The organism is Bacillus sp. JZ34 (assembly GCF_053903205.1).
In genome coordinates this window covers 2,118,921-2,139,787 of sequence record NZ_CP096403.1, presented here as the reverse complement: position 1 = coordinate 2,139,787, position 20,867 = coordinate 2,118,921, and the positions used below count along the sequence as shown (strand labels likewise).

21 protein-coding genes and 1 tRNA gene are annotated in these 20,867 nt (G+C 43.9%); 7 read left to right on the top strand and 15 right to left on the bottom strand.

Features of this window, described 5'->3' with window-relative positions:
- Positions 1-114: 114 nt before the first annotated feature.
- Positions 115-366: a YnfE family protein gene (locus tag M1D90_RS10940; RefSeq protein ID WP_023855704.1), complete on the bottom strand. Its 252-nt coding sequence runs from the start codon at positions 364-366 to the stop codon at positions 115-117.
- A gap of 152 nt (positions 367-518) precedes the next feature.
- Here M1D90_RS10940 and M1D90_RS10935 point away from each other — a divergent pair, with 152 nt between their 5' ends.
- Positions 519-1,856, top strand: coding sequence for an APC family permease (locus M1D90_RS10935; protein WP_456283450.1), 1,338 nt, complete (start codon positions 519-521; stop codon positions 1,854-1,856).
- 90 nt (positions 1,857-1,946) lie between these two features.
- Positions 1,947-2,597: a lysozyme family protein gene (locus M1D90_RS10930; protein WP_023855702.1), complete on the top strand. Its 651-nt coding sequence runs from the start codon at positions 1,947-1,949 to the stop codon at positions 2,595-2,597.
- A gap of 133 nt (positions 2,598-2,730) precedes the next feature.
- Here M1D90_RS10930 and M1D90_RS10925 read toward each other — a convergent pair whose 3' ends face one another.
- From M1D90_RS10925 to M1D90_RS10900, 6 genes are all read right to left on the bottom strand, one after another.
- Positions 2,731-3,717, bottom strand: a complete 987-nt coding sequence (locus M1D90_RS10925; protein ID WP_025811321.1) for a polysaccharide biosynthesis protein — start codon at positions 3,715-3,717, stop codon at positions 2,731-2,733.
- A gap of 38 nt (positions 3,718-3,755) precedes the next feature.
- Positions 3,756-4,403, bottom strand: a complete 648-nt coding sequence (locus M1D90_RS10920; protein WP_025811320.1) for a DUF1796 family putative cysteine peptidase — start codon at positions 4,401-4,403, stop codon at positions 3,756-3,758.
- Positions 4,404-4,778: 375 nt separating this feature from the next.
- Positions 4,779-5,321 (bottom strand): hypothetical protein, encoded by a 543-nt coding sequence (locus tag M1D90_RS10915; RefSeq protein ID WP_020451763.1) that lies wholly within the window; start codon positions 5,319-5,321, stop codon positions 4,779-4,781.
- Positions 5,322-5,327: 6 nt separating this feature from the next.
- A complete protein-coding gene (locus M1D90_RS10910; RefSeq protein ID WP_020451764.1) occupies positions 5,328-6,545 on the bottom strand; it encodes a glycosyltransferase family 4 protein in 1,218 nt (405 codons plus the stop codon).
- A gap of 169 nt (positions 6,546-6,714) precedes the next feature.
- Positions 6,715-7,248: a DUF420 domain-containing protein gene (locus tag M1D90_RS10905; protein WP_020451765.1), complete on the bottom strand. Its 534-nt coding sequence runs from the start codon at positions 7,246-7,248 to the stop codon at positions 6,715-6,717.
- A gap of 152 nt (positions 7,249-7,400) precedes the next feature.
- Entirely contained in the window at positions 7,401-8,381 is a 981-nt protein-coding gene (locus M1D90_RS10900; RefSeq protein WP_020451766.1) for a hypothetical protein, read from the bottom strand.
- A 230-nt stretch (positions 8,382-8,611) separates the two neighbouring features.
- On the opposite strand from M1D90_RS10900, the gene M1D90_RS10895 reads away from it, so the two are divergent.
- The gene (locus M1D90_RS10895; RefSeq protein WP_059230589.1) at positions 8,612-9,121 is read left to right on the top strand and encodes a GNAT family protein; all 510 of its coding nucleotides are present in this window, start codon (positions 8,612-8,614) and stop codon (positions 9,119-9,121) included.
- 44 nt (positions 9,122-9,165) lie between these two features.
- Positions 9,166-10,131: a S66 family peptidase gene (locus M1D90_RS10890; RefSeq protein ID WP_020451768.1), complete on the top strand. Its 966-nt coding sequence runs from the start codon at positions 9,166-9,168 to the stop codon at positions 10,129-10,131.
- Between the two features lie 31 nt (positions 10,132-10,162).
- Here M1D90_RS10890 and M1D90_RS10885 read toward each other — a convergent pair whose 3' ends face one another.
- From M1D90_RS10885 to M1D90_RS10870, 4 genes are all read right to left on the bottom strand, one after another.
- Complete coding sequence (locus M1D90_RS10885) at positions 10,163-11,752, bottom strand: solute:sodium symporter family transporter (protein ID WP_059230590.1); 1,590 nt, start codon at positions 11,750-11,752, stop codon at positions 10,163-10,165.
- 160 nt (positions 11,753-11,912) lie between these two features.
- Positions 11,913-12,722, bottom strand: coding sequence for a 3D domain-containing protein (locus tag M1D90_RS10880; protein ID WP_023855696.1), 810 nt, complete (start codon positions 12,720-12,722; stop codon positions 11,913-11,915).
- A gap of 236 nt (positions 12,723-12,958) precedes the next feature.
- Positions 12,959-14,740 carry a DNA helicase RecQ gene (gene recQ, locus M1D90_RS10875; protein ID WP_059230636.1) on the bottom strand — a complete coding sequence of 594 codons (1,782 nt, stop codon included), beginning with the start codon at positions 14,738-14,740 and terminating at the stop codon, positions 12,959-12,961.
- Between the two features lie 184 nt (positions 14,741-14,924).
- On the bottom strand, positions 14,925-15,446 hold the full coding sequence (locus M1D90_RS10870) for a hypothetical protein (protein WP_144498575.1): 522 nt from the start codon (positions 15,444-15,446) through the stop codon (positions 14,925-14,927).
- 99 nt (positions 15,447-15,545) lie between these two features.
- On the opposite strand from M1D90_RS10870, the gene M1D90_RS10865 reads away from it, so the two are divergent.
- From M1D90_RS10865 to M1D90_RS10855, 3 genes are all read left to right on the top strand, one after another.
- A complete protein-coding gene (locus M1D90_RS10865; protein ID WP_257878874.1) occupies positions 15,546-15,680 on the top strand; it encodes a hypothetical protein in 135 nt (44 codons plus the stop codon).
- Between the two features lie 223 nt (positions 15,681-15,903).
- Positions 15,904-16,080 carry a YjfB family protein gene (locus M1D90_RS10860; RefSeq protein WP_003182594.1) on the top strand — a complete coding sequence of 59 codons (177 nt, stop codon included), beginning with the start codon at positions 15,904-15,906 and terminating at the stop codon, positions 16,078-16,080.
- A 124-nt stretch (positions 16,081-16,204) separates the two neighbouring features.
- Positions 16,205-16,278: transfer RNA gene (locus M1D90_RS10855), tRNA-Arg, on the top strand.
- Between the two features lie 244 nt (positions 16,279-16,522).
- Here the strand turns inward: M1D90_RS10855 and M1D90_RS10850 are convergent.
- From M1D90_RS10850 to fdhF, 4 genes are all read right to left on the bottom strand, one after another.
- The gene (locus tag M1D90_RS10850; RefSeq protein ID WP_023855693.1) at positions 16,523-16,879 is read right to left on the bottom strand and encodes an MmcQ/YjbR family DNA-binding protein; all 357 of its coding nucleotides are present in this window, start codon (positions 16,877-16,879) and stop codon (positions 16,523-16,525) included.
- Positions 16,873-17,142, bottom strand: a complete 270-nt coding sequence (locus tag M1D90_RS10845) for a pre-toxin TG domain-containing protein (protein WP_145624563.1) — start codon at positions 17,140-17,142, stop codon at positions 16,873-16,875. The genes M1D90_RS10850 and M1D90_RS10845 overlap by 7 nt, the downstream gene beginning before the upstream one ends.
- A gap of 97 nt (positions 17,143-17,239) precedes the next feature.
- Entirely contained in the window at positions 17,240-17,800 is a 561-nt protein-coding gene (locus M1D90_RS10840; RefSeq protein WP_023855691.1) for a DUF1641 domain-containing protein, read from the bottom strand.
- Entirely contained in the window at positions 17,793-20,750 is a 2,958-nt protein-coding gene (gene fdhF, locus M1D90_RS10835; RefSeq protein ID WP_456283446.1) for a formate dehydrogenase subunit alpha, read from the bottom strand. Before fdhF ends, M1D90_RS10840 begins: the two co-directional genes overlap by 8 nt.
- Positions 20,751-20,867: the final 117 nt, after the last annotated feature.

Sequence of the window (20,867 nt, the reverse complement as noted above, 5' to 3'; positions counted from 1 at the left end):
TTTTACCATCTCCTTCACATGTACATGATTTTTTCGCTTCTATATATTTCGCTATCCAGGCTGATCTGTCCGCATCATCCTGAAACGCGAAAAAAGCGTCCGCTGATCCGGACGCTAGCTGCCTTCTTGCTGATACATATGTTCAAGCTGTGAAAATGAAATATCGCCGGCCGCACAATCTACAGCGGCATCGACTACCTGATCAAAGCGATCGGCCGAAGCGCTTTTCTCTTTTAACCGTTGTTCATAGCGTTCGAGCTCTTCCTGCTGTCTTCTTAGATCCTCTTCTTTTCCATCATAATCAGATGCATTCATCGTCTCCATATTTCTTTTGACGGCTTCAACATAGCCTCTCAATATATCCATACCTTCATACTCCTTGCCTTTTTTCAAAGGGTTTGCAACTGTTGCTATTTTTATACAGGAAAAAGAGGTTTTATACAGTTGCTCAAGCGCAAAAAAACAGATAAAATATGTCTTAATTTCTGTATTTTTTACATAAGGGGATTTAGAAGTCATTGAAAAACGAAACTGCGCTTAAACGAAGCCTTACACTCGGCCCGCTCGTTGTGATCGGCCTTGCTTATATGGACCCGCTCGTCGTATTTGATTCATACGGAGTGGTCGCACAACTGACAAAGGGGCACGTTCCGGCGGCATACATATTCACTGTTGCCGCACTCCTTTTGACCGCTTTGAGCTACGGCAGCATGGTCAAAGCCTATCCAAAAGCGGGATCGGTTTATACATATGCATATGAAAGCATTCATCCGCACGCAGGATTTTTAGCCGGCTGGACAATCATGCTAGACTATTTATTTTTGCCAATGGTCAATTTTGCGATCGGCAGCGCTTATTTGACGGCGGCTTTTCCTGAAGTGCCGCATGGTTTTTGGGTCGTTCTGCTCGCTTTATCGATTACCGTTGTCAATATTTTAGGCATTAGACTAACCGCAAATATTACAGGGCTGTTCGTCGCTTTTCAAGTGATCGTCGCCCTGACTTTTGGCGGATTTATGATCGCCGGGCTCGCAGACGGCCTCGGGACGGGCGAGCTGGTTTCAGCCGATCCGTTTTTCCGTTCTGATATCGAGCCTTCCCTGATTGTATCAGGAGCGACGATTTTGTGTTTTTCGTTTCTTGGCTTTGATGCGATTTCCACCATGTCTGAAGAAACGGTCAACCCGAAGAAGAACATTCCGTTAGCCATCTTTTTAACAGTAGCGATCGGCGGAACGCTGTTTACGGCGATTTCTTACTTGATGCAGCAAATCTATCCGTCCTATGATAGCTTCCAGCATGCCGATTCGGCATCGCTGGAAATAGCCCTATATACAGGAGGCGCTTTTTTAAAGTCCTTCTTTTTGGCGGGCACGATGGTCGCTGTCGTTTCATCCTCGCTTTCTTCGCATGCGAGCGCTTCGAGGCTTTTGTATGCGATGGGGCGGGACAGCTCTCTTCCGAAACGCTTTTTCGGCTATGTGCATCCGACTTTAAAGACGCCGGTGTTTAACATTATGTTCATCGGGCTGATTTCATTGACGGCCATGATCGAGGAACTCGAGGTCATCTATTCCTTCATCAGTTTCGGCGCGCTGATCGGATTCATTTTTGTCCACCTGTCTGTCATCGGCCATTACTACATTCGAAAACAGGAAAGAGGCTTTTTAAAAACGCTTCGCTATTTGGTTCTGCCCTTTTTGGGAGCCTCTTTCTGCGGCTGGCTGCTGCTTAGCATCAGCAAAAATGCGCTCATGATTGGAGCCGGCTGGCTGATTGCCGGTTTTATATACTTTTTGTTCAGAATCCGTACTCTTCCGAACGTCACATTCGGCTTTGACCGCGATCCAAGATAGAAGGATATCGCTTGGTCTTCTTGAAGATATATGTCATAATAAATGAGGCTGTATACTGTTTTGCATCAGGGCGCTACAGAGGTGAAACCATTGAAGAAAAAGAAATCGGGATGTTTAGCCGGAGCTGGCTGTTTGTCTTTTTTTGTGTTTGTTCCCTTGATCATTTTCTTTGCCATCTCCGGTCTGGAACAATTAAAATGGCTTCCTCTTGACACTGAATCTAACATTCTTGAGAGATTAAAAGATTACAAACCTCTTGTTGAAGAAGAACTCGATGAACAGGATCTTTCACAATACACCGCTCTTTTATTGGGCATGATGTATCAGGAGTCGAAAGGCAGAGGCGGTGATCCGATGCAGTCGTCGGAATCTCTCGGTATGAAGCGAAATGAGATTGACGATCCAAAAGCAAGCATTAAGCAGGGTGTGCGCCACTTTACAGCAATGTATAAAAAGGGACAGAAAAAAGGCGTCGATATTGAAACGATCATCCAAAGCTATAATATGGGATCGGGTTATATCGATTACGTCTCAAAACACGGCGGAAAGCACTCAGAGAAGCTGGCAAAGGCATTTTCCGAGGAACAAGTCAAAAAGAACCCCGATCTGTATAATTGCGGCGGAGATACAAACAATTTCCGCTACCCTTATTGCTACGGGGATTACTCTTACACGGAAAAAGTAATGGAACGCACAAAAAAAGTCGAAGAACATATCGAAGGGTTAACACTTGAACATTGACAAAACGGCAAGCCGGGTGAATTTTCGTCCGGCTTGTCCTGTTTTCGAGGAGCGAACAGAAGCATCGCCTGCAGCCGCATGCCATGCCTGTCATCAGTTCGCGTATTCTCCGTGAACGCTTCGGTCCATCCTTCTACTCCAAAAAACCGCCTTCTTTAAGCATTTCTCTTACTTCCTTTTTTGAGATTAAAAAGTCTTTTGAGCTCAAATGATCAGTTTCTAAAGGCTGACAATCCGCATACTTTTTATGAAGTTCAGGCATTTTGATTGCAGGAAGCACCACCGCGAGGTCATTTGTAAATGAAACAGCATGCTGCCGTTCATGAGGTGAAATCAGCAGTTCATGAAGCTTCTCCCCCGGCCTTGCCCCCGTTTCTGCAATGGACGTTTTTTCGTTTCCGTAAGCTTCGATCAGCACTTCAGCCATGTCTAAAATTCTGCAGGCCGGCGAATTCATAATGAAAATTTCCCCGCCTTGACCGCTTTCAGCCGCTTTTAATAAAAGCCGGATCGTTTTTTCCTTCGTGAGGAAGAAACGGGTCATTCTTTTGTCTGTGATGGAGACCTGGTTCTTTTCCCTGATCTGGTCTTTAAAAAGCTGAAGAACACTTCCGCTGCTTCCGAGCACATTTCCTCCCCTTACACAAATAAAATCCGTGTCTGAATAGAGATGGTTCGCATATACGATCAACTTCTCGCCGATCGCTTTCGTCATTCCGTAAAAGTTGGCAGGGTCAGCCGCTTTGTCAGTCGAGACGTTGATGACTTTTTTAACCCCGTTTTCGATCGCTGCTTCAATAACGTTTTCCGTCCCTGTGACATTCGTTTTTAATGCTTCAAGCGGCTGTTCTTCACAAACCGGCACATGCTTCAGCGCAGCTAAATGAAAGACATAGTCGACACCTTTTAATCCTGTATTCAGCGCTTTCCGATCTCTAATATCCCCGATGAAAAACGTCAGCCTCGGATCTTCAATCTGCCTTCTCATTTGAACTTGTCTTTCTTCATTTCTGGAAAATACAATGAGCTTTTTAGGATTTAAGGATAGCAGCTGAAGAATGAGTTCCTGGCCCCATGAGCCTGTTCCTCCAGTAATGAATATCGTTTTATTTTCAAACATTTCTTTTCCTCCTCTGGTAAACTCCAAAAAAATCCGGTTTAAACGAGAGTGATTCCTTTAAACAACGATGCCCATAGATCATTGTTTGACTCCCATATCTCTTTGTCCGGCAGTTCAACAGTGCAAGTCTTTTCTAATGGCCAATTTTTCTCTACAATCCCATTCACCTTCGAGTGCTTCACCAGAAGAACGCTAAAGTCGTGCTGAACCAAATCTGATAATACAAGTTCAAGTTCCTGTGCTTCTTTAAAGCTGCCTTCTCCTTCTGTCCTGACAAATAGGATGCGTTTACTAGTTGACATTTTTTCTATAAAGCGATCGATTCTTCTATTGTATTTTTCTATTACCTCAGGATAGGTAGCCAAATGGTCGAGCGTATTTTGATTTGCATCAAAATCATGAACAGAGCCAATGTTATAAAAATCATCTGAAACATAGATAGTAGATCCTTCTTCTTTTTTTTTACCGGTATTATATCCGATTACCCTGAGGTTTTTTGGTTCCATAAAGCCGGTAAACCGATTTCGAAGAAGGAGGTTGAGGTCTGTCAAGGAATGAATAGTCACCCAGTCAAGAGGGCCTGAAAACGGTCTTAGGTCATTGTTTTTCAGCTGTATAGCTGTCAAACAAAGATGCCCTAAACTAAACACGGCATTATATTGTCCTTTAATCTCCTTTAAATTCACCTATCTAACACCCCATTGTTCCCGGTTTTGTTCATTAATAGTTATAGTTAAGAATCCGCTGTTTTTTAGTATTGTATGCCGCATTACAAAGAAAGGTAAAAGACAACCACCTACTCCTTTTTAATTTGAATCAGAGAAAAAAGATGGCGGCGTTTTGTTTCCCGTTTTGCTATTAACCTAGCTGTGCGTGAGCCGTCTTGCAAACTCTTTCTGCTTTGTCTTGCTTATATTTTCCCTTGCAGCAGCTGGATCAATGTGTAATAGGGGTCTCCGCGTCCGCCGAAAAGCCAGCAAGAAACAAACGCTTGGCACGACGCAGGATTCTTTTCCAAAATAAAAAGCCTTCGAGTTGCGAAGGCTGACAAGATTTCAGTATTAATTGTTTTCGTTTTCCTCATGTTTCTCTTGAACCGCTCTAAGGACCTCTACCGTTTCAGTTCTCGGGATCGTGTGGTCTTCAGGCAGCGATTCTTTTAGCGTTTCTACAACTGACCGCTCGACACTTTTCGTAGAGCCGGCGGCCGTCCCACTATCAGACAGCGATTCTTTTAGCGTTCCCAAAGACTCTGCCGTTTCGGTGTTGGATAATTGAGCTTCTGAACGCACCGACTCGATAATTTCTTCTAAAACTTGGCGATCCATTCCTTGAGCAGCAGCTCCTAAAATATCTTTTAAAACCTTATTATTGTTTTCTAAAATATTATTGTTTATACTCTCAAAAATAGATTTCAGCTCCGATATTAAAGGCTTCAGACTTTCATCGATGGATTCTTCCGCTGAATCTGAAGAGCTATCCTGCTCCTGCAGAGCCCGCTCCTCGGCAAACTCGACGAGCAGATCCAAATATTTTGCCCACCAGTCGGCATCCATTTCTTTATTCAAGCTGTCAAACAAATGATTAACAATTAAAGATTTCATATGATCTCACTCCTCTTTCCCATTCGTATTTTGATAGATATCAAGAATTCTCGTAACCGCTTGATCCATATCCCAATGTTTCTTAGCAAACTCCTTGGCGTTAATTCCTAATTTGTTTCTGAAATCATCGTCTTTCAACAATCGTTCCAAACTGCTTGACAGTGCAGCTGCATCCCCTTTTGGAACGATAAGGCCGGTCTCTTCATGCTCCACCATTTCCGGCAATCCCCCGGCATCACTGACAACTGCAGGAACTCCGGCTATTTGGGCTTCAATTAAAGATAACGGCTGATTATCCAAAAGGCTTGGAAGAACGTATATATCAGCAAGCGACAGCAAATAAGGAACATCCTCCCGGTTTTTCAGAAAGACTACGTCATCAACAAGGCCTAGCTGCTCGCTTTGAATTTTGAGTCCAGCCAGCTTCTCCCCTTCTCCTGCCATCCAGCAAACCCAGTCATTGCGGGTGTCCTTTAATTGGGAGAGTGCTTCGATTAGGTAATGGATGCCTTTATTCCCGATCATTCTGCTGGTAAAAAGGATCACTTTCTTGTCTGTCTCAGGCGTATCGGCAGTCTTTGTGTTCATCCGCGCAAGGAATCCGTCAATATCATAGCCGTACTGGGAAACGTGAATCTTTCCGTCTGGTACCGCAAATTCTTCTGTCAAAATGTCTTTCAACCAATTGTTTGCAACAATCACTGTTTCTGCAGACATCGCCCCCGTATGTTCAAGGTGGTCAAAATATTCCTTGGCAATATAGGAGGTCGGTGATCTGTGAATATTGTTGAGCTGATCTCTGATTTCATATGTGACACTGCCGTGAATTGACGTGACAAGCACCTTATCTTTCGGCATAATACGCTTGATGCACGCACTTGATATGACATCCTGCGCGTGAATAATATCATATTTGTCAAGCCCCAAATAGGCAGCGCCCAGCTCATAGGCATTCCGCTGAAGCTCAGTATAGCTGACCAATTGATTTGCGTATATTTCCGGAAAATCCTCTTCGCTCATCATTGCTTTCACTAATGGAAGCAGCTGATCTTTCGCGATACTCCGGTTTTCATTTACAATATGAATGATGCTGTTCTCTTCTCCGTATCCGAGCAAATCTACTTCATGTCCTAATGACTCCAGCTTTTCTTTTAATTGGACCATATATGTCCATACACCACCTACATGGGGTATGCTCCAATAAGTGGCAAGCAAAATTTTCATATCCATCTCCCTTTTTCATTTCTATAAAAAGCTCTAATTATTTATATTCCTATTTCCATATCTTGTGTAGACGATCATCTATTTCAGCATATATTTTTGTACCAGAGGAAAATCGCTTTTAAAAGAGAAGAATGTTGCGGGAACAAAAAAAAGCCGGATTCTCCGGCTTTTAATAGTATGGGGAAATCATCATATAGACGAGAACACCTGTCAGGCTGACATACAGCCAAAGCGGCATCGTCCAGCGGGCGATTTTGCGGTGGCGTTCCACCTGCATGCTCAGGCCTCTGAACAACGTAAACAAGGCCAAGGGAACGATTAAAGCGGACAAGACAATGTGTGTGATCAAAATAAAATAGTAGATCGGTCTTATAATCCCTTCCCCGCCAAAATGAGTGTCAGGCATTAATGAATGGTAAGTTAAGTATGAAACAAGAAAGATGAACGTTGTCGTAAAAGCGGCAAAAATAAACCGCTTGTGCGCCTTAATGTTTTTCTGTTTAATCATGATCAGTGCAGCCACTAAGAAAATGAATGTGAAGCTGTTGCAGACTGCGTTCAAAAGCGGCAGAAAAGTCAAATCCAAATGAGCGAATTTGTCGCTTTTCGGCATGAAAAACAAGAGGGCAATGACACCGTTTATGATAATCGTCAGAGCAACAACAATGCCTGTATAGTTTTTATTTTTTTGTGTATGTGTCATATCGGGCAATCTCTCCTATTTGTGCAAGCTATCAAAATCGTATTCAAATTCAGGAGGAATGTCAACGTTTTCGGCTTTTCGTCAGAATTTAGTCACAGAATATACAAAAATTCCCCTCCTCTAGAACGAGGAAGGGAACCAAGGCGGATGCCTTAGAAATTCATAGCATCTTTAGCCATTAATTTTTCGAATTCTTCTTCAGTTACGATATCTTCTTTATTCGGTTTATGCTCAAACTTTACGTCACCATCGATATTTTTGTAAGTTGTAGATGCCGTGATGCCTAAAGATTGAGGTGCTTTTTTGCTGTCAACAGACAAAGAGATATCCGCATTTTCAGTCAGAAGATTTTCTTTGTCATCGATTGTTGATGTCACATCGAACTTTTTGAATGTGACGTCTTTCAGTCCGTCTTTAATCTTGTTCAGCTCGCTCTTCGGAACAGCTTCTCCGCTCGCTTTTCCGGCGATTTCGATGAACTTGACGACCGCAGCTTTAATTTCTTTGTCACTAAAGCTGAAAGCGACTTTTTGAGCAGCACCCTGCTCTTTTTCTTTATCTGTCAGATCCGCTTTTTCAAACTTATCTGCAGGCAGATTGTCTGCAGCTTCTTTGATGGATTCCATCAATTGTTTTTGAAGTTCATCCGTGTCTTGAGATGAAGTTTTGTCATCTTCAAGCGGGAATTCAAGGTACTTGCCTTTGACGCTGTCAAAATTCATGCCGGCTGTTCCAAGGAAGAAGCCGAAGCTGTCAAGAACGCTGTCAATTTTGATGTAGCCGACTTGTTTCTTTTCGTCCATATAAACCGGAATATCGAAATCAAGCGACATGTTTTGGACTTTCAGCTTCGCTTTAATCACAGCCTCAGACTGTTTCGTTTCAGCATTCGTTTTTCCGCTGATCGTTAATGTTGCATCGTTCAGCATATCAGCAACTTGCTTATCTTCCGCTCCAAGGTTGGATGCGTCAACTTTCAAGCCGATATCACTTGAAAATTCGTATGATTTCGCAGAAATCAGCTTTTTATAAGCCGTTGCGTAAGATCCTTTTGGATCAGCCTGCTGACATGCAGCTAATACAAGAACAAAAGCTGACATCAGCATCAATAGAGAAAAAATTCTTTTCTTCAAAATCGTACGCTCCTTTTGTCATGGTTTTTCTGGGATTAGGAGGATCCATTGTCTCGTATCCTAGGTAAATATACCAGAAGTCATATGAATTCTATCACAAAAAAATCGTAGAATGTGAAATTTTTGTTTAAAATTACATTAAAATTTAATTCTAGCAACCCATTTGCAAATTGCCGTTCTTTTTACTATAATCGAAAACTGTATGTTTTAATGGAAAGGAGTAAGTTTTTATGATAACGGATGAAGAAATGGAAAAAGACAGCTCCGGCTTGCAGAAGGAATTGAACGAATTACAATTTCAACTGTTTCGGATGCGTGAAAATATGAAGGATATCTCCAAAGATTCGCGAGTGCTCGGTATTGATCAATCGAAAGACGATGAATGGATGATTGTCCATTCGATTGATGATGGCCGGACATGCAAGATCATGTTAAGCGATTGCCAGTCGCCGTACCGCGGAAGATGTGATTTTTCTCTTGTCGCTTCCTACAAAGAAGAAAAATGCGCGATCCATATCGGGGATATTAAAGGGCCGGCAGGCTACGGTTATGGTTCCATCTGCATGAAGTATTTAAAAGAAAAAGCCCGCGAGCACAACATACCGGTCATCACGGGGGACATTGCTGAAAGGGATTGGGACCATGTGGACCGGCTGATCCATTTTTATGAAAAGCATCATTTTGAAGTAACGATCGACCCCGGTTTAAAATCCGGTGAAATTCAGTGGCAGGATCTTTAAAAGTATGGTGAAATAGATAGAAACAATGAAAGGTGTGCCCGTTCATGTTTCCAGAAAAACTACAGCCCGGTGACGAAATCAGGGTGATTGCCCCATCGAGAAGCCTGTCACTTCTCAACACCGATAAGATCGAAAAAGCGAGAACGGTTTTAAACAACCTCGGATTTCGAATCTCTTTTTCCGCACATGCTAATGAAATTGATGAATGTTCTTCCTCCAGCATTCAATCGAGAGTAAGCGATCTCCATGATGCCTTTTCCGATCAACGCGTCAAAGGAATACTCACTGTGCTCGGCGGGTATAACAGCAATCAGCTGTTATCACATTTGAATTATGAACTCATAAAAGCCAACCCAAAAGTGTTCTGCGGCTTTTCAGATATTACCGCTCTTTCAGCGGCGATCTATGCAAAAACCGGGCTTGTCACCTATTCGGGACCTCATTTTTCAAGCTTTTCAATGGGGTATGGACTAAACTATATGACAGATTACTTTTTGAAGTGCTGTTGCGCAAGCGGTGTCTACGATGTTGAACCATCATCGATGTGGTGTGAAGAAATCGAAACTGAAGAATGTCCCAAACAAAACAGCGGCCCTGTTGTGATCAACGAAGGCTCAGCAGACGGAAAGATCATAGGAGGGAATTTGTGCACATTGAACCTATTGCAAGGTACGGAATATTTCCCTGACATCAAGAACGCCGTATTGTTTCTTGAGGATGATTGGGAATCGCCGGCAGCGTTTTTTGACCGCGATCTGCAGTCCTTGCTTCATCTGCCCGATTTTTCCGGTGTCAAAGCCGTTCTCATTGGCCGTTTTCAGACAGCATCAGCCGTAACGCTTGAGCGCCTTAAACAAATTGTGCAAACAAAAAAAGAGCTTTCTCAAATACCCGTTATCGCAAATATAGATTTCGGCCATACGACCCCTTTCTTTACATTTCCGATTGGCGGACGGTGCCGGATCGACGCACAGAAAGAACATGTATCACTTTGTATCACAAAACATTAAGGCAGAGGATGAACACATCCTCTGCCTTTTTTTATTTGGCAAGACCCCAAGGCGAAAATAACAGATAAATGCAGGCCATCAGACAAATCACAAGAATAGAAGCAAGTTTGGCATGCTTCCATGGCCGCAAGTCAACCTTAGCATTTTTCTCAAGCTTGAATTCTGACGGCCTTGGCTTCAATTTTCCGATGAAAAGCATCAAAAGGACGGAAAACGGAAACAAAACGGCCAATATATAGAGAAAATGAATATGGCCAAAATAGATTTTTGAGATGGTATACAAAACAATGTGTGCGAATATCGCCCATTTCACGGCAAGCGCCGGCACTTTTTTCGTAAAGAATCCAACAACGACGGCAGCCAATACAGGGACATTGAAAAATCCGAACATTTCCTGTAAATAATTGTAAAGTCCGGACGGCGCAAACAGAATAAAAGGCGCGATGATAATCGACACCGCGGCAAGGATCACCACAAAGATCCTTCCCGTTTTCACAAGCTCTTCTTCTTTTGCCTCAGGCTTGAAGATCGGTTTGTACAAATCCAATGTAAACAACGTGATCGTGCTGTTCAGCGAACCGTTAAACGAGCTGAGAATCGCTCCGAATAAAATCGCGGCAAAGACACCGATAAGCGCAGTCGGCAGCAAATCAACGATCAGCTTAGGGTAAACGGTGTCAGCATTTTCAATATGACCTCCGTAAAGATGGTAAGCAATAACCCCGGGAAGAACGAGATAAAACACACCGATCGTCTTAAATACACCGGCCAGCAATGCGCCTTTCTGCCCTTCAGCCAAGTTTTTCGCCCCAAGCGCCCGCTGAACGATCGACTGATTAACAGCCCAATAAAATAAGTTGTTCACAAGCAGTCCCGTAAAAATCGTCGGCCACGGGACTTCTGCAGTGTTGTCAGCTGTAATGGCATTCAGCTTTTCCTTATGTACACTCGTCAGCTCAGTATAGCCGTTTAAGAGACTGCCGTCGCCGATTGCCATGATTCCAAGCACAAAAATAAACAGACCGCCAAGAATTAAACCGGCGCCATAAATGGCATCAGCCGATGCCGCAGCTTTTAGTCCCCCAAAAAATATGTAGCAGCAGCTTGCGGCCCCGATCACAAGCGAGATGAAAAAAACAGTCGCAAACGTACTGATTCCAAGCGCAGAGGAAATATTAAACACTTGATCGAGAACGAGCGCCCCGGAGTACAATACGGTTGGCAGAAACGAGGTCGCATATCCCAGAAGCAGGAGAATCGAGACGATTTGCCGCGTTCTTTGATCATAGCGTTTTTCAAGAAAGTCAGGTATCGTCGTAACCCCAGAACTGAGATACCTCGGTAAAAAAACGAATGCCAGCATAATGAGCGCAAGCGGTGCTGTAACCTCCCAAGCCATCGCACTCATCGTTCCCGAATAGCTTTGACCGTTTAACCCTACCATTTGTTCTGTTGACAAATTGGTTAAAAGCAGCGAACTTCCAATATAGAGAGCAGTGAGACTTCGCCCGCCGAGAAAATAACCGTCTGACGTCTTCAAATTAATATCTTTTGTCCTCAGATAAGAAAAAATAAAAATCCCTGCATTAATCAATAAAAATGTCATGATAATCCACAGCAATACTCCTACATCTCCTTTTCTAAATCAGCTGATATGTACATATCTATTGAACTACCCATTTGCCAATCTAAAAAAACATCTAAATCGAAAAAAAGATGCAGAAAACAGAAAAAAGACACTGATCATCTCCATGGTCAGTGTCCATCAATGGTAAAACTTCTTATTTTAAAACTTTTACTTTAACCGTTTTAACGCCCCAGTTTTTTGCCGCGGATTTGCTTGGAACAAATACGTCGATTTTGTTCCCTTTGATCGCACCGCCGGTGTCGGCAGCAGTCGCTTCTCCGTAGCCTTCAACATACACCTTGGATCCAAGCGGGATCACGTTTGGATCCACCGCAATAATCTTGGCGTTTTTATTGGCATTCAGATCAAAACCCGTAGCTGTCACGCCTGTCATTCCGCCGTCATTGGCAGTGTATGCCGTTGCGGTAACCGTCAGTTCTTTTGCAGCGCTTTGAGAGCTTTGAGATTCGTTTGAACGGGAAGCCGTTTCTTTTTCCTGCTTAGGTGCAGGCGCAGCTTTCTCAACTTTCGCTTCTTTTTGTACGGCAGGCTTTGTTTCCGCAGGCTGCGCCGCAGCAGCTTGAACCGTCGCCTGTCCGTCAACAGTTATGGATGTATTCGGGTAAATGATATCTGATTTTATGTTGTTCCAATTTTTAAGGTCGTTCACGGAAACGCCGAATTGTTGAGCGATTTTCCAGAGAGTGTCTCCCTTTTTAATGGTATATTGTTTCTTTTCTTCTGTCTGTTTTTCAGAAACGTTCAGCTTTTGTCCTGGAATAATCAGGTCTGAGGAAAGCTGATTCCATTCTTTTAAGTCCTGCAGATTTACCCCTTGTTTTTGCGAGATTCCCCAAAGGGTGTCACCTTTTTGGACTGTTACTTCTTTTGCAGAGGCACTCGCTCCGAATGCAGTTGAAGATAGTGCTGCAACTGCAACAAAGGACATAAACGTCTTCTTCATAAGTAAATCCTCCCTTGTTAGCTTTTTATTGTCCGGCTAACAGGAGCAATCGTAACATATGAAAATGTCAAATCAATAACAAAACAATTTGTTTTTGATTACAGTTATTTTACGAGGAGGAGTTTCAGCCGTCCAAAAACCGGCATAAATTCAGGTGTATCAAGGGTTCCAATCTTTTTTTATCTGCAATAGGAGATTTACTAAAAAAACTTTTTACATATGATGTTTTTGGGTTTTTATGCTTCTTTCTCAGTTTTATAGGCTTGAAGCTCCTGTAGAAATACAGCGCCGTATTTTACTCTTTTTTGTTCTCCCACTCCTTTGACTGACAAAAGTTCTTCGTCTGTCAGGGGAACTTTCCCGCTCATTTCCCGCAGCGTTTCGTCAGAGAATATGACAAAAGGAGGCACGCCTTGTTCCTGGGCAAGTTTTCTGCGCAGCGCTCTTAACCGTTCAAACAATTCGTCATCTTTAACAATTTGACTTGTCTGCATTTTTTCTTTGCGCATCACCGCTTCCCGGCCGAGCAAAACGTTTCGCCCCTTGTTGGCGACAAAGAGAACGGGATATGTTCCGTCGGACATCTGGATGTACTCATCTGCGATTAAAAACTCTATAAAATCGCTGATGTCGGCAATAGACCGGTTCTTTAAAATTCCGTAAGTCGATAATTGCTGGAAGCCGTTTTCGGTCACTTTCTTATTTTTCGAACCTGCCAGAACTTGCGCCACCATGGTTTTTCCGAACCTTTCTCCCATGCGGATGATGCAGGACAGTACCATCTGTGCTTCCTTCGTCACATCGGTGATGCTTCGGGTGTCGAGACAGCTGCTGCACCTGCCGCAGTCTTCAGTCGAAACTTCGCCAAAATAAGAAAGAATAAACCGCTCAAGACAGCCTTCAGTATGGCAAAAATCAACCATTTGCCTCAACTTTTTCACGTCTTGCGCCCGAATGTCTTCATCTTCTGTCGACTGTTCGATTAAAAACCGCTGAAGCCGGATGTCCTGAGGAGAAAATAGTAGGACACACTCGCTGTCAAGACCGTCGCGTCCGGCTCGTCCTGCTTCTTGATAATAGCTCTCCATGTTCTTTGGAATTTGAGCATGAATCACATAGCGGATATTGGATTTATCGATGCCCATTCCGAATGCTGAGGTCGCTGTCATCACACTGATCTCGTCATTTAAAAAGAGATCCTGCTGCCGGTCCCTTTCTTCATCATTCATCCCGCCGTGATAGCACCCGGCCGCAATTCCTTTTTGAGACAGGCGGCTTGATATTCTTTCGGCTTCCTTTCTTGTCGCTGTATAAATAATTCCCGCCTCTGAGCGGTTTTTCTCCACATATGATTCGATAAAACGATCCTTGTTTTCGCCTTTTAAAATTTTAAACGTCAAATTATCCCGTGAAAAACCGGTGAAAACCGTGCTCTCTTTTTCGATCCCGAGCTGTGTGCAAATATCCTCATGAACCTCGGGCGTTGCGGTAGCCGTCAATGCCAATACGACCGGACGGGTGCCGAGACTATTTAAAAAGCTTTCAATATGTCTGTAGCTCGGCCTGAAATCGTGGCCCCACTGTGAAATGCAGTGAGCTTCATCAATCGCTGTCAGCGGGATATGAATGCGGGAAAGCACGCGAATAAAATCGGGAGACGTCAGCCGCTCAGGTGTGACATAAAACAGCTTGTAGCCGCCTTCCTTTAAAACGGAAAGCCGCTCAGCGATTTCGCCATGGCCTAAAGAACTGTTCACGTACGCAGCTTGAATTCCAAGCTGATTTAACGCATCCACCTGGTCCTTCATCAAGGAAATTAAAGGAGAGATCACAATGGTTGTCCCCTCCATAAGGAGCGCAGGAATTTGGTAGCAGATTGATTTCCCTCCGCCCGTAGGCATAATGCATGCTGTATCCCGTTTTTCAGAAACAACCGATTGAATGGCTTTCTTCTGACCCGGACGCAGTGAAGGATAGCCATAATAGTGCTGCAATAAAGCTTCAGCTTTCTCTAGCATATAAATGAAACCCTCTCTTATCATAAACTTCTTCCTGTCCACCATGATATCATATTTAAACCGGCAATCAGCCTCTCTCCGTAAAATCGTCTATTCGATAAAGAAAATTCATTTTTAGCTCAAATACAAAAAAACTCCGGCGCTGATGTAAAGCGTCAGAGTATCAAATGAATCGTTTCGCCTTTCATTTAATCGCAGTTTGTTGTTCAGCTAATAATTGCAAACGCTTCGCTTCCTCCAAGCAAAGTGTTTTGTATGCCAGGGCTCCGGTAATGCTCACTCTGTCCGATGCATCCCGACGCAGAGCGGAAAGCTCTGAAAGCACAGATGCCGCGTCGTCTTGTATCATTCCGTGGTCATGCAGCATTTGAATCAATTCATCGCCTTCAAGGCGGATCGCATTTTGATCAAATGTCGAGGCTGTTTCCCGCAGAACATTGTGAACATCAGACCAAGCGCTTTCGATCATGTTCTCCCCTGCCGGCGCTGACCGTACAGATGTCAGTCCCGATAACCTTTTTTCCCGTACGGAGACGAGCTTCTGAAGCCTTTTGTCAAACTCCAATTCAAAGTCCTTGTATTTCAGTTTGATCAATTCCTTCATCCGTTCAGACAAAGGTTCCTTTAACAGCAAAACGCACATCATCAAAGTAGCTGGCCATGCCAATGATTGAACCGTCGCAGAAACAAATTCAAGCCAATCCATAAAATCAGCCTCCGTTTCAAAAGGAAAGTTGTTTTGTGAAAGACCAGGTGGTAATGTTGAATCGAAAGGAAAATTTTGTGCAAAAGGGTGTGGTTTACCATGTGGATCATCATCATATTAATGATCATATTGATCGGATTTGCAGGAAACATTGTTGCCATGTTGCGAACGATTGTCAAGCAGAATGATAGAATCATCAGCCTCTTCGAGAATGAAATCAACAAAGGACATTAGACAAATGCTCAGGAAGTGAAGAATCGCGGAAGATACAAAACAGCTCTTCTTATTCGAAGACAAACAAGGAACCGGTCAGTGGCGGTGAGAGACGGCTTCTTTTTCATGGTGTTTAAGATGCCGCTGGGATCGGTTTACCACTATATTAAATTGAATATTCAGATTAGTAAATATGAGTAAAGTCCTCACCTCTCTAACCGATACACATGTTAAGGAGGTGGTTATGTTGGATATTGCTGTTTTATCAATGGCCATGAGTCAGGCCGCTCTTTATCAAAACGTGCAAATGTCGCTGACAAAGACGGCTTTGGACACCGCCGAACAAAGCGCACAGCAGCTCGTTGACATGGTTCAGGCGCCTCATCCCGTTTCAGGACATCATATTGACCTGAAAGGTTAAGGCCAAAACATACATTCAGCAGGCTGCAAAGTCTGCCGGATGTATGTTTTCCCGAAGAAATTTTTAAAAAAACCGCTGCAACCTCTTTATTTTTTCTGATTTTTGCACTATAATATTGTTCTGTGTCCCAGTAGCTCAGGTGGATAGAGCAACAGCCTCCTAAGCTGTGTGTCGGGAGTTCGAATCTCTCCTGGGACGTTTTAAATGAGAAGAGGCAAACCCTTGGTGCGTAAGGGTTTGCCTCTTTTGTTAATGGCCGTGTTGTTGTTGCTTTAAAATAAAGTTGATTAAAAACATCATGAGAACCCATATATTATAGAAAGAACCCGTTTTGAAAAAAAGATTGATCAAAACGGATTCTTATCCAACGAATTTAAGTTTCGGTTTTATAAAAAAGTTTGAACATTTTCTGGTTCCTTTTGCGAAACGATCATTTCATGATTTACTTGGTTAAATTAAAGCTTTGCTCAATTAAGTTATAAACTTCTTCTTCTGAATCTATACGTTCTAAAACAAGTGATATCCAATTTTCCTTATCCATATGATATCCAGGTAAAATACTCTTTCCATTTCTTAAACTGCCGCTTATTTCGGGAGGGCATTTTAAATTCAGAATATCTATTTCGTCATTTCCATCTAAGCCTAACTTTTCTGGGAGAACATTCATTACAAGACCATACCATTTTTCGTTAGATTCATGTCTTAAAGCGGCATAGTTTGGAAATTTTTGAAATGGGTAATCTGGCGATGTACCGAATTTTTCTTTGACATGCTTAAAGATATCTTCTCTTGTTAACATACTGAATCATTCCTCCAACAACTTAAATAGATTTTCGGCATTTGCCGATCCAGATGGAACAATGGTGAATTTTTTGAAGTCATGATGTGAAGGAGACATGTTTCTCCTGTAACGGGATTAACACCCTCAGTGGCTTTCTTGTAATCATAATATCCGGTGATGTTTCCTGCAAATGTGCTGCCTGCATCCAACACTTTTTCATACCACTCCCGCTCGCAAGATCTTCCTGTTTTTTGAGTGAGTTCTTCTTGCTTCGATTTCATATTGATTAGCCGGCTGCCTCGTATTTGATCATTTTTAACTAGTTCATGAGATCTTTTCACCAAAAACCCGAGCTGGCAACAGCCGGCTCGGGCGGGGTCAATCCCTCTTATTCATTCCTCTTTTCTCTCGGGGTTCCTGATGATGTTTTTGGTGCTCCGGAGGCTGAGTCGTGCGTTCCAGCTCCTCTGTATCTTGTCCCATTCCTTTTAAAAAGGAGAATAGCAGTGTAACTGCTTTGTTGATTTCCGGGTCTTTGAGTGAGCGGATGACATCAAAATAACCTGTTTTCTCTTCGCTGTCCTTTTGTTCCACCGCGTTTGCCACCCCCGCATTCACTTTCAAAATGAGAGGTTCCAGCTGTTTCACGTCTAACATGCCGAGCGTCCCAAACAGAAGAAGCAGATTTTTAAGCGTGTTGGCCGTTTCCTCTGTATCTGCCTTTTTCACTAAGATGTCCAGAACTTTATCTCCTTGGCCAAAAAGGCCGCGGAGCATTGGCAAAACACCGCGCTCGTTCATGTGCCCAATCATATGCAGCGTTTCAAGAATGGCTTCCTTATTTTCGACTAATGCATCTTCTATTTCTTTCATATCACGCTTTCTCTGATCCTCTTCGGTTATCTCGATTTTCTGAATTCGTTTAATCGCTTTAGCCATTATGCCCAATCCCCCTTTTCACAGCGTCGCCAGGGAAAATATAATCGTTCCGCGCCCATTTCTTTTGTACCTGCACACCGATTTGCGGCTGCGGATTGCCGTTGCGGTGATTGATCTTAGGCAGCGGATTGGTTCCATCGCGCTTCAAAATTTCCAATTTGGCCGATGTTTCTTTGTATGCAGGCGTATCGGTATCCTTATCAGCATGGCTGCCTGTTAACAGGTTGATCGCTGCTTCCCCTGAATCGTTCATTGGCAGATACACTTCCTTCCCTTTGACACGATCAGTGATCAAGCACTTCACTTTGACATTTCCGAAAGGCGATGTGAGTCTGACAAGGGTTCCGTCCTGAATTCCCCGCTCTGACGCCAGTTCAGGAGAAATTTCTAAGAACACTTCCGGCGTTTTTTTCGAAATCCCTTTTGATTTGTAGGTCAGGTTCCCTTCGTGGAAATGCTCTAAGAGCCGCCCATTGTTGACGTGGATGTCATATTCCTCACCGAACTCTTCAGGCTCTGTCCACTGAACAGGGTAGAGTTTGGCCTTGCCGTCCGGGAAAGGGAAGCGCTCTGTAAAGAGTAAAGGCGAATCCTTTCCATCAGCGCTTACAGGCCATTGCAGGGAATTATAGCCTTCAAGGCGTTCATAGGTGACGCCGGCATAAATCGGCGACAGCATGGCTGCTTCCTCCATAATCTCTCCAGGGTGCTCATAGTGCCAGCCGGCGCCAAGCTTATTGGCTACCTCCATAATAATCTGCCAATCAGGCTTTGATTCGCCCAGCGGTTCAAACACCTGATACAGCCGCTGAATACGGCGTTCTGTGTTTGTAAAGGTTCCTTCTTTTTCGAGGCTCGGGCTCGCAGGAAGAACAACATCAGCAAACTCGGCTGTTCGTGAAAAGAAAATGTCCTGCACCACAAAGAAATCAAGCTTTTCATATGCGGCGTGTACATGATTGATATTGGAATCGACCAGACCCATTTCTTCACCTTTTACATACATCGCTTTCAGCTGGCCGGAATGGATTTTTTCGATCATTTCGTGGTTGGTCATGCCCGGATCCTTCGGCAGCGGCACACCCCACGCCCGCTCGTATTTTTGGCGGACTTGTTCGTCCGTCACTTTTTCATACCCCGGCATTCTGTCAGGCATGCTTCCGAAATCACTTGCCCCCTGCACGTTGTTATGGCCGCGCAATGGGTAAGAGCCTGCTCCCGGTTTACCGTAGTTTCCTGTCACCAGCAGCAGATTAGAAATTGCCGTGCTCGTGTCGCTTCCGCCAATATGCTGTGTCACGCCCATTGCCCACAATGCGCACACACTGTCAGCCTGACCAATCATCTCCGCCATTTGGATGAGGGTTTCTTGATCAATTCCGGTTTTCTCCTCGGCATATTCAAGGGTATACGGCGTTAGGCTTTTCACATATTCGTCCCGTCCGTTCACTCTTTCCTGCAAAAAGCGTTCATCTGCCTTGCCGTTTTCAATTAAATATTTGGCGATGGCATTCAGCCAGACGATATCTGATCCGGCACGCGGCTGGACAAATAAATCAGAGCGCTCTGCCATTTCGTGTTTTCTGATATCCGCTACGATCACTTTCTGTCCCCTCAGCTTATGAGCCCGTTTAATGCGAGTGGACAAGACCGGATGCGATTCAGACGTGTTCGAACCGATAATCAACACAAGGTCCGCTTCCGCGATATCTGTAATCGACCCTGAGTCACCGCCATAGCCGACTGTCCGGAACAGGCCGGCAGTCGCAGGAGATTGGCAATAGCGCGAACAGTTGTCGACATTATTTGTGCCGATGATCCCTCTGGCCAGCTTTTGCATGAGGTAGGATTCTTCGTTTGTACATTTAGAAGATGTAATAAAGGAAAGCGAATCCGGGCCAAACTCCTCTTTTAAATCCGTGAACTTACTGGCGATCAGCGATAACGCCTCTTCCCATTCAGCTTCGCGGAAATGGTCGCCTTCTCGGATCAGCGGCTTTGTCAGGCGTTCCTCGCTGTTGACGAAATCCCAGCCGAACTTTCCTTTTACACAAGTAGAAATGCCGTTGGCCGGCGCTTCCTCCTGCGGCTCGACTTTCAGAATGTCTCTGCCCTTTGTCCAGACATCAAAGCTGCAGCCGACGCCGCAGTATGTGCAGACGGTTTTCGTTTTTTTGATTCGTTCATCACGCATGGCAGATTCCATATCGGAAATGGCGAGAATCGAGCCGTACCCTGTTTCTACGCCTTTTGTGATCTCGATCATCGGACGCAGCGTTTCGTCATCGATTCCTGTTAAATATCCGGCTTCCCCCTCCATTCCTTTTTCCATCATCGCATTACATGGACAGACGGTAGAACAGTGTCCGCATGATACACAAGATGACTCATTGATCGGCACATCATTATCCCAAATGACGCGCGGGCGTTTCCGCTCCCAGTCTATGGTCAGTGTTTCAGTTACCTGAACATCCTGACACGCTTCGACACAGCGTCCGCACAAAATACATTGATCCGGATCGTACCGGTAAAACGGATTTGATTCATCCTTATGGTAAGGCTTCTGATCAAACGGGATGCTTTGGTGATTGACTTTCATTTCTTTCACCGTATTATGTATTTCACATCCCCCATTGTTGTAATCGCAAACTGTACAATAAAGCTCATGATTATATAAAATCTTGTCCATCCCGATAACCTGCGCTTTTTTCACATCAGACGAAAGCGTATCAATGACGTCGCCATCCTTTAATTCAGCGGAGCACGACCTCTTCAGCTCGCCATTGATGCTGACGATGCACGTATCGCATGTTTCAATCGGCCCTAAGCTAGGATGATAGCAAACTTGCGGCACTTCAATCGAGCTGTTATTCAAAAGCTGCAGCACCGTCTGTTCCTCGGACGCTTCCATTTCAACGCCGTTTATTGTGATTTTTTTATTGTCAGCCATCTCCATTCCCCTTTCTTGCTTGTGTATATACCGAATTACCCATTTCTCTTCCCTTGCAAGGGATCAATAAAACATACAAAGCACACTCACATGTTTTATTGCATCCTCACCGGGAAA